The 8,819-nt window shown below is 58.6% G+C and carries 7 protein-coding genes; 3 read left to right on the top strand and 4 right to left on the bottom strand.

Annotated features, from left to right (window positions below):
• Positions 1–67: 67 nt before the first annotated feature.
• Positions 68–955 carry a hypothetical protein gene (locus tag F3H87_RS21405; protein WP_223228172.1) on the bottom strand — a complete coding sequence of 296 codons (888 nt, stop codon included), beginning with the start codon at positions 953–955 and terminating at the stop codon, positions 68–70.
• Between the two features lie 123 nt (positions 956–1,078).
• Here F3H87_RS21405 and F3H87_RS21400 point away from each other — a divergent pair, with 123 nt between their 5' ends.
• The 3 genes from F3H87_RS21400 to F3H87_RS21390 are packed head-to-tail and all read left to right on the top strand — an operon-like array spanning position 1,079 to position 3,520.
• Entirely contained in the window at positions 1,079–1,945 is an 867-nt protein-coding gene (locus F3H87_RS21400) for a WYL domain-containing protein (RefSeq protein ID WP_188129298.1), read from the top strand.
• On the top strand, positions 1,924–2,835 hold the full coding sequence (locus F3H87_RS21395) for a cyclic nucleotide-binding domain-containing protein (protein WP_149789819.1): 912 nt from the start codon (positions 1,924–1,926) through the stop codon (positions 2,833–2,835). Before F3H87_RS21400 ends, F3H87_RS21395 begins: the two co-directional genes overlap by 22 nt.
• Positions 2,828–3,520, top strand: coding sequence for an adenylate/guanylate cyclase domain-containing protein (locus tag F3H87_RS21390; RefSeq protein ID WP_223228171.1), 693 nt, complete (start codon positions 2,828–2,830; stop codon positions 3,518–3,520). The genes F3H87_RS21395 and F3H87_RS21390 overlap by 8 nt, the downstream gene beginning before the upstream one ends.
• A 92-nt stretch (positions 3,521–3,612) precedes the next feature.
• Here the strand turns inward: F3H87_RS21390 and F3H87_RS21385 are convergent, their stop codons facing one another.
• The 3 genes from F3H87_RS21385 to F3H87_RS21375 are packed head-to-tail and all read right to left on the bottom strand — an operon-like array spanning position 3,613 to position 8,553.
• Positions 3,613–5,613, bottom strand: a complete 2,001-nt coding sequence (locus tag F3H87_RS21385) for a type IV secretory system conjugative DNA transfer family protein (protein ID WP_149789830.1) — start codon at positions 5,611–5,613, stop codon at positions 3,613–3,615.
• An 8-nt stretch (positions 5,614–5,621) separates the two neighbouring features.
• Complete coding sequence (locus tag F3H87_RS21380; RefSeq protein ID WP_149789820.1) at positions 5,622–7,973, bottom strand: relaxase/mobilization nuclease domain-containing protein; 2,352 nt, start codon at positions 7,971–7,973, stop codon at positions 5,622–5,624.
• On the bottom strand, positions 7,960–8,553 hold the full coding sequence (locus tag F3H87_RS21375; protein ID WP_149789821.1) for a transposase: 594 nt from the start codon (positions 8,551–8,553) through the stop codon (positions 7,960–7,962). The genes F3H87_RS21380 and F3H87_RS21375 overlap by 14 nt, the downstream gene beginning before the upstream one ends.
• Positions 8,554–8,819 lie beyond the last annotated feature (266 nt).

Genomic DNA, 8,819 nt, shown 5'->3' with positions numbered 1-8,819 from the left:
CTTCAATCTCGGGTCTGAACTTATGGTCGGCCATAAGGTCGGACTTAGCACCGACGCTGAAACCCCGTCAGACGGCCTCCACCGGAGGCATACGGTCGTTGACAACCCCCTTTCGAACATCGGCCGACCAAGTGTCGACAATTCGATCCGAAAATGCTTGTCGGTTTGTTACGCCAAACAGCACACTGCCATCATCGGAGGTATAGGCGGAATTCGCGCTGATTTGACTGGAGTTCAGCTCCAAATACTTCTCAAGCAAGCCGACCTCTTGGTATCCCAACACAGCTCTTACTCGGTCGGAAACGTACACGCCAGGCGTGTCTCCCTCCGCAAGTTTTGCCGCATGGTTAGCCGCTGAACCGAGAAACATCGGTTCTTGTTCAGAACCAGTCCCGTTATTGATTGCAACGCATGTCCCAACGTCAATACCGACCCGGAACTCAGTACCGAACTCTCCATTGGCCAACCTATCATTGGCCAACTTGACTACGCGCTTGAAATCTTCAGCAAGGGCAATGGCTTGACCAATAGTTTCTCGCGATACTCCGCCGCCCCCGGTCTCAAGAAAAACTGCATGCATCCGCCCGCTGTGAAAGTCGACCCTTTGTGCATTGGTTTCTTCGATCACACGATCCGCCGCGCCGTAGTATAGATGCAGCCCCTTAAGCGCCCGCGCGTGAGATGCCTCGGTCTCACGACCATCATCCAAACGCATCTCATCGTACCCAACGATCGAGATATAGATCTGAACGGTATCGACTACGACCGCCTTGTCCCTTGGTAGGCTGAAAAGCGGTGGTTTGGTGGGCTGCTTCATCGCTGTCTGCAGCGCCTTATCGATTTGATATCGCGACCAATATTGGTCGAAGCGCTGGACATCCATTTCGGGCACTTCATCCAAGAGCTTCTGAATACGATCACGTGCGACCGAGTGCTTCCACGGCATAATCTTCATCTCCTCACATAGCGGCTTAGCATGGCAGCGAGTCGCACAGTTTCTTCTGTGATCATACTAAATAGGAGTTTCCAAGAAAATGTCAATATGGTAGAAGTTGGGAGACATCAGGGGGGACAAGCTATGGACATCAAACCAAGTGTACGGCGACGATTCGAGTTTATCGATTTTCAGTTGCAATGGACCGGTTCGATCGGTCGCAAGGCCTTGCAAGATCAGTTCGAGATTTCGCCTCAACAAGCGACAAACGACCTAACCACATATCTCGATATCGCACCCCGCAACATGAGCTACGACCCGCGACGCCGATCTTACGTAGTGAGTTCAAAGTTCAAGCCGAAGTTCTCCAGCGGGGAGTCTTCCGGTTTCTTTCTTCATCTGGAGATGTTTCATCAAGGCTATCGTACTAAAGAGGAAATTTGGCCAACTCGCTTGCCGGAGTTTGACGCTGTTGCCATCGCGTCTCGCAAGGTTGATCCGAAAATTCTTCGATCAGTACTCGATGCAATTGATGCAGAAGCATGTTTGGAGGTTCGATATGTTTCGCTCAGCTCAGACTCAGAAACCATACGAACGCTTTGCCCTCATGCCATTGCTAGCGACGGACACCGATGGCACATGCGTGCCTATGATGTGGAGAAGGACCGGTTCTCAGATTTTGTGCTTTCAAGAATTGAAGCCGCAAGCGTATCGCAAGAGGAATGCCCGGATCAGCGCCCAGACGCGCTTTGGCAACAAATAGCAGCGCTAAAACTTCAGGCAGATCCAACCCTTACCGCAAGGCAAAGAGAACAGATTGAGATCGAGTACGGCATGGTTGACGGCGTTCTCGAGCTCCCAGTGCGCAAGGCAATGCTGTTCTATTACCTTAGGTTCTACGGCTTTGATCCTCTCGAAATGGATGGGAAGGCCATGCGAAATAAGAGCAGCTACCGTCTCAAGATACTTAACTTGGAAGAAATAGAGACTTGTTTGGAAAGAAGAAAATAAGCGATCCACCGCCACCGGTGGAAAATGATCAATTGTCGACAGAAGTGTTAGACAAGCACCGACAGATCATTTGTCGAAGCGAACTCGTTGCCAATGAAGACGACCTCGCGGCTAAAATTATCGGCATGTCGAGGCTGGTTAAGTTCGACAAGGGTCAGGTTTTAATGACCCACGGCGAGGATGCTGATGACGTTTACTTCATTTTGTTCGGATCCGTCAGAGTATCCATCAACTCAACCTTCATTGATACCAGAGAGGCACCTCAGACCATTGGCGAAATGGCGGCAATGAAGCCAGGTGCTGCTCGCTCCGCAGATGTCTATGTCGAGTCCGAGAAATTGGAAGCACGGGTTATCTCGGCACACGACTTTAGAACTCTAATGTCCACGCACACCGAGTTTTCTACGCGACTGTCGAGCATGGTAGATTCCATGAATCGAAAAAACATAAGATTACTTGGCACCAGTAGTAGATCGCCGGGAAACGCCTGGACATGGACTTCGATAGTGTTCGGCGCAGTAGTTGGACTCCTTTGCGGCATTTGGCTTGGGCTTGGGGGCTCTCCACTTTGGTTTGCGATTTTGTCGGCCCTCGGTGCCGGTGCCCTGAGCACCCTCGTTGCTATCCGGATGAATCCAGACCTGATTTATCGCAACATGTTTTGGCTTTCGGGCGCAGCTATGATTGCTCAAACAGTCCAAACGGTCTTTAGCCTTTCATTTTCAGTCGATGGGACACAGAACCAACTTCCGCTTCTTTGGAATTTCAACTCGAACCCCGAGCAGAAGTGGTGGGTTGTCTTAATAATCTATCTCTCCCTTGCCGCGTTGGCGTTCATGTCTTGGCTGGCAGATCGAGATCTTCGAAGGAACTCCAGCAAAAGTGAGTGAATTCGAGAACAAGATACACGATGACGTTCGGGGCATCTTCAAATCAGCCTGGACTGAGACCAAAGGACAAGTTGTTCCAAAGTCAGAAGACCTGGGCCTGTCAAATGTTGGGCGTTCAATATCCGCGACGATACTCTACGCAGACATTGATGGGTCAACGCAGATTGTAGATCGATACGACGCCAAGTTCGCGGCCGAGGTTTACAAAGCGTTTTTGCTCTGCGCCACGAGGGTGATCCGGCTAAACGGGGGAGAAGTTAGATCCTTCGATGGTGACCGAGTGATGGGCGTATTTATCGGAGACAGTAAGAACTCTGACGCTGCCAAAACAGGTCTTCAGATCAACTATTTGGTTAAGAAGGCCATCAACCCAGCACTGAAAGACCAATACACATCGACCAAATTTTCTCTTCGCCATACCGTTGGAATCGATACGTCAGAGATGCTCGTTGTGAGGAGTGGTATTCGCAATAATAATGACCTCGTATGGGTCGGAAGCGCCGCCAACAATGCTGCAAGAATGAACTCTCTTTCGAGCGATTTCGCAACGCGGTTAACTCCAGCCGTCTACAAGAAATTGAACGAAAGATCGAAATTCGGCGGAAACCCGAGGCGCAACATGTGGACCAGCGCGGACTGGAATGGGCAAACAATATACCGATCCTCTTGGACTTGGCGACCATGAACTCCTATTTCGACCATCAAAGCAGACACTTAAGACTTGTGCAGCGAAAGACCGCTTCCCGCCCGCTCGATCGAGATACGATCCTCGCTACCCTATCGGGCAACTAGTTCTTGACCACCATTCTCTCGCAACATCGCTTCCATCTCGTCCAAGCCATCGACGGCAGAGCGCATCTGCGCCTCATCATCCACGCCCACTGTCTCGGCATCCGCAACCTCGCCCCCAAAATCCATTTCAATCTGTCGCTGTTCCTCGGCGATAACGGCTTGAACGACCGGCGCAGTCTTCTTTGGGGCGACATCAGTTTTCCCTGACGATTGGCCATCAGCAGCCTGGCGTTCGGCCTCAACGTCGGCCTCGGATCCGCCAGACCCGTCCAGTGGCGGTGTCATCGGCATGGCGCGCATGCTCAGCGGCAGCGTGCCTTGCGGCCCCCCTCCCCCCGGCTCTGGAAATGGCAACTCGCCTGTCTGCGCCGCATGGATGGCCTTAAACAGCCGGTCGTCAAAATACTGGATCCGCTTCGCCCGGACCGGCATCTGGGCATCGATCACCATGACGATCTCGTCGAGCGGCAAGCGGCGCGCCTCATCTTCGGGCAGCAGAGAGCTCTCTTCAGTCCGTGTAGATTGGCTGCGCCCTTCGAAGGGGTTCTTGCCGATGGACTGGGAGCGCGTGATGACGGTTTTCGTGGTCTTGCCAACCGCCTTGCTCAGCTCCTCGACGGTTTTTTCATCCGAGGGCGTGAGATAGAGCTTCACGCCCGCGTTGCCTTGCAGGGCGCGGCGGGTGTTCTCGCCATAGATTTCATCGAGGGCGGGGATGGTTTGCGTGACCACGGCCAGATGGCCGCGATACGTGCGCAGTGTCTCGATGCTTTCGACCACGATCGGCATCTTGCCCAGGCGGTTGAACTCATCGAGCATGATCATCACGGGCCAGGGCTCATCCGGCCCGGGATCCTTTTCCTGCATGGCCGAGAGCAGGTCGGAGAAGAAGAGCCGGATCAGCGGTGCCAGCGGCTTCACCATCAGCGGCTGGACCACGAGATAGACGGAGAAGGGCTTCTTGCGGATCGTGCGGAAATCAAAATCCGACACCGCCGTCGCCTCATCGATGGCAGGGTTCTGCCATTGGTCGAGCCCTGAGGTCATCAGGAGCGAGACATACGAGGTTAGCGTATCATTGTTGGTCGAAGCGAGCCGCGTGAAGATCAGCTTGGCGGCCCGGTTCTCCACCTCGTGGCCGCGCGCGAAATACTCCTTCTGCTTGTTCCCGCCCGAGGCGGCAATGCGGTAAATCTCGCCCAAGGTCGGGCGCTTGCGCTGGAAGGCCAGCAGGCCTGCCGCCACGAAGAGATCGATCCCGCCCTTGAGGAGGCCCTGCACCCGGTCGTTGTCGCTTTGAAGGAAGAGTGTTGCAATGAGTTGCAGTTCCATCTGCTGGCGGGCGGGATCTTTCAGCTCGAAGATACGTAGAAGCGGATTGTAGCGATGCGTGCGCTTGCCCTCCCAATCGGTGGGGGCGAAGCGGTAAACCTTGTCACCTTGGGCGGCGCGGTGCCGGGCCGTAGCCTCGAAACATTCCCCCTTCACATCGAGCGTCACGGCGGAGCCCTGCCAGGTCAGCAGGTTCGGAATGACAAAGCCCGTGGTCTTGCCGCGGCCCGTGGGCGCCACGATCAGCGCATGCGGGAAGACCTTGGAGCAAATGTATTTTGCGCGGGAGCCGGGCGTCCCAAGCTTGCCGAGGATGAACCCTGTCCCGGGCGCGCCGAAAAAACCATTGGCCTTCATCTCGCGCGCAGACTGCCAATGGGTCTGGCCAAAGCGTGTCAGGGCGGACCCTGAGAGGGCAAGGCTCAGCATCAGGCCGGCGGCGGCAAAGCTGCCGATGATCAGATGGATGAGTTGGGCATCCTCCGGGCGACGATCGCGGATCGCCAGATAATTCTGCGCGATATAGGCAAAGTCGATCTCGGCCCCAAAGCCGAGAGCCTGGTAGGTCAGAACCGCCGAGGCGATGGTATAGCCCATGGCGGCGGTCACCAGCGTCACCAACAGGACGCCTGTGGCGATACGCGCTTTTCCCATGGCGGCGCTCAATGGACCTGGCCCCGCTCGGTTTCGCCATCCACGTCGGCCGCGCGGTGTTTTTCGTATTCCGCGTCGGCGAGTTCATCGACCACCTGGCGCAAGGCCTCCGTGTTGGCCGTCGCGGCATCGGATTGCAGGTAGACCTTGGCGACATAGAGCCGGTCGAGACGGTCCTCGAGAACTTTGTCCAGCGCATCGGCATCGCCGGATGTGAGCCGGTCAAGCTGACGGTCATCCAGCACCCGCGCGATCTCGTTGCGGAAAGCATCGCGCTCCACCTCGGTCTCGAAGGGCGCGGACAACTCTCCCGCCCGCTCATGGTCCAGGACGCGCGCAATCTCGCCTGCGAGAAGGTCGGTACGGTCAGTCTGCGGCGCCGTTTCATCGCGGGTCGCTAGACGGTCGTCACGCGTGCCAACTCCAAGCCCCTCGCGCATCTCGGTTTCGCGGCGGATCTGATTGATGGCCTCCGTGTCCCGTATCTCAACGACGGCGGCATAGGTCGCGCCGAGCCCACGGGCGAGATGGGACGGCATGTCCGGATAGCGCTCCGAGACGTCATCGGCGACCGCATCTGTAACAGGCGTGCGGAGGTCGCGCCCCTCCATGACGCGGTCGACCTCGCGGGCGATCTCGCTAGCGCGGGCCGCATCGGTGATGGTCTCCCTGTAGGGCTCGGACCGGTCGATCACATCGGTTGGGCGTGCGAGCAGCTCCGGGTGCGCCTCGAGATACGCGCGCTGCTCCGCCTCGATCCGGCGCTCCGCTCTTGAGACAACCTCCCAGTCCCGGTCCTCGATCTGCTGCGCGGCCAAACCCTCGGCGCGCATCTCCTGACGGATTGTCCCTTCCATCGCCTGCACCGCGCCCTCGTGATAGTGGAACCGCTCGCTGACCGGTTCCGCTTCCATTACACCGTCCCGGCGCAGCACGTTCTCCCGTTCCAAAAGCGTGCCAAGCGCGACATGGACATCGTTCAGGATGTCGCGCGCCTGTTCCAGATCGGCACGGCGTTCGAGGTTCAGATCGCGCGCCTCGGCCACCTTGGCGAGATCATCGGCGATCCATTGATGCTCGAGCGCTGCATTTGACGCGCCTGTCTCGATCCGGGCGACCACTTCCGCTGTGCTGATCCCGGTGCCGCGCAGGGCAGTGTTTATGCGCGACCGCAAGTCCGGCTCGGCCAGACGGTCCAGCTGACTGGTGTCGATGTTCGCCTCGGAATAGATGCCACCCTCCGAGGGGGCGTCTGATAGCGTGGATGAACGCAATCCGAGCGGCTGCATGTGCTGGACCTGCGTCTGGATCTCGATGAGGCGTTTTTCCAGCACGGGACGTTCCGCGTCAGACTTCTCGGCGATCATTCCCTGCACCCGCGCCAGATTCTCCGCATAGAGGTTTCTCAGATCCTCGAAACTCTGATCCTCGGCCATATAGATATCTCCTGTTCGGTCCACCTGCCCGCCGCGCGCCAGCACCTCGCCCGCGCGGAAGAGGGCTGCGGCAATATCCTCGCGCGCCTCACGCGAAGCCTCCGCGGCAAGCGAGTGGTAGACGGTTCTGGTATTGGCGATCTCCGCCAGCGTCCGCGTCAGGTCCTGCCCCACGCGTTCGCGCTCGCGGGGCGCGCGCCCCTCTTCCTTGGCAGCATAGACCTCGCGGGTCCGGGCGGGGTAATGCACAACCCCGCGATCGACGCGGCGCGTGGCCTCGAGGCGCACGCCGTACTTCTCCGCCTCCTCAACCATGGCGAGGCGGAAATCGTCGTAGTTGAAGCGGTGGTTGCGCCCCAGAAAGAAGAACTCGCCTTCCTGCGAGCGGCGGTTCAGCAGTAGATGTGCATGCGGGTGATCGCGGTCCTCATGCACCGCGATGATGTAATCGAAATGCCCCGCGTCACTCTGGAAGAACCGCTCGGCCACATCCGTCGCGATGTCACGCACATCCTCGCCCCGCGTGCCGATGGGGAAAGACATGAGCATATGGGTCGTCTGCCCGAGCTTTGGCTTGAAGCCCGCATCCCACCGCTTGGCAAAGCGCTCGGTGAGCTCCTTGATGTCACCCGCCTCGAGCTTCGCCTTGCCATCCAGAAACCCGCTGCTGTCGACGATATGGGTGGACTTGGTCGTGAGGTAATCGAGCTGGTTTGCGAGCTGCGATTTGGTATGCGTACCGCCGCCCCGGATCGCCTTGAAGACCGCTGGCCGGTGCCCGGCTGCCGCGCGCACAAGCTGGCTCTGCTTGGCGACATGCAGCCCCTGCATCGAGCCCCGGATCCGGCTCCAGCCGTCCCGGAAGACCTCGCCTGTGACTGCGTCGACCGCGGCGGCGGCCCGTGCCGCATCATTCAGCCGCATGGGCAAACTCCCTCAGCGCGGCTGTGGCCTCCAGCTGCATCGCGTCGCGACGACGGCGCAGAAGCAGGTCGATCTCATCCGCGGAATCCAGGATGAACCGCGCTAGCCCGCGCATCTGCGCGAGGCGCAGCTCAGAAAACTCGGCACGCGTGCCTCCCCTGGCCCCCTGCCCCATCCGGTTGGCCCGGGTCATCTGCTTGGCGATCTGCGCGACCCCATTGCCAACCTCGTGCAGAGAGGCGCGGTAGCGCGCCATCTCTGCTGCCATCTGCACGTCAGGAACGAACACCCCGCCTGCCGCCTGAATGAGCCGCCGCAGCCCCTCGGCCCGGCTCTCGATCCCGGCGGCGGCCAGCACCTCGTCGAGCGCCGCAAGCTCCGCAGCGGTGACCTTCACACTGACCGCCGAGACCGGGATCGCGGCATCCGTCTGGCGCTCGGCATCGGCTTTCAGGACGTAGCGCACGGCCCGCGATGTGACCTCGAAACGCTCAGCCAGCTCAGACGTCGACACACCCTCCGCGGCCTCGCGAACGATCTGCATTTTCTCGATCTCTGTCAGGCGTTTTGTTCGGGACATGCGGAAGAAAGACCCCCTATTTCCTGCCACCTTCCACCAAGGCTGCCCCACCTTACGATAATATACCAAGATGTCAATTATATACTGCCGTCGCATTCAGGCTCAGGCAGCCTTGGTGTCCGCTTCCCCCGCGGCCCGCAGGGACGCGGCTCTGCCGACCTCACCACCAGGCGACACCTGTCCTAGGGGTCCGGTCCGCCAGCCCCGCCCGAGGCTCTGGCCGAACACGCATGTGTTCGGACGGAACCGCGGGCGGGCGCAAACCC

Origin of the sequence: Lutimaribacter pacificus (assembly GCF_900142185.1) — a bacterium.
GTDB classification, from domain to species: Bacteria; Pseudomonadota; Alphaproteobacteria; order Rhodobacterales; family Rhodobacteraceae; genus Lutimaribacter; species Lutimaribacter pacificus.
Note: the sequence above shows the minus strand (reverse complement) of the source record. Positions and strands in the feature narration are given on the sequence as shown.

Excerpts from the sequence above, each read along its gene's own strand:
- F3H87_RS21405 (WP_223228172.1), bottom strand. The coding sequence starts at position 955 with ATGAAGATTATGCCGTGGAAGCACTCGGTCGCACGTGATCGTATTCAG.
- F3H87_RS21400 (WP_188129298.1), top strand. The coding sequence starts at position 1,079 with ATGGACATCAAACCAAGTGTACGGCGACGATTCGAGTTTATCGATTTT.
- F3H87_RS21385 (WP_149789830.1), bottom strand. The coding sequence starts at position 5,613 with ATGGGAAAAGCGCGTATCGCCACAGGCGTCCTGTTGGTGACGCTGGTG.
- F3H87_RS21380 (WP_149789820.1), bottom strand. The coding sequence starts at position 7,973 with ATGCGGCTGAATGATGCGGCACGGGCCGCCGCCGCGGTCGACGCAGTC.
- F3H87_RS21375 (WP_149789821.1), bottom strand. The coding sequence starts at position 8,553 with ATGTCCCGAACAAAACGCCTGACAGAGATCGAGAAAATGCAGATCGTT.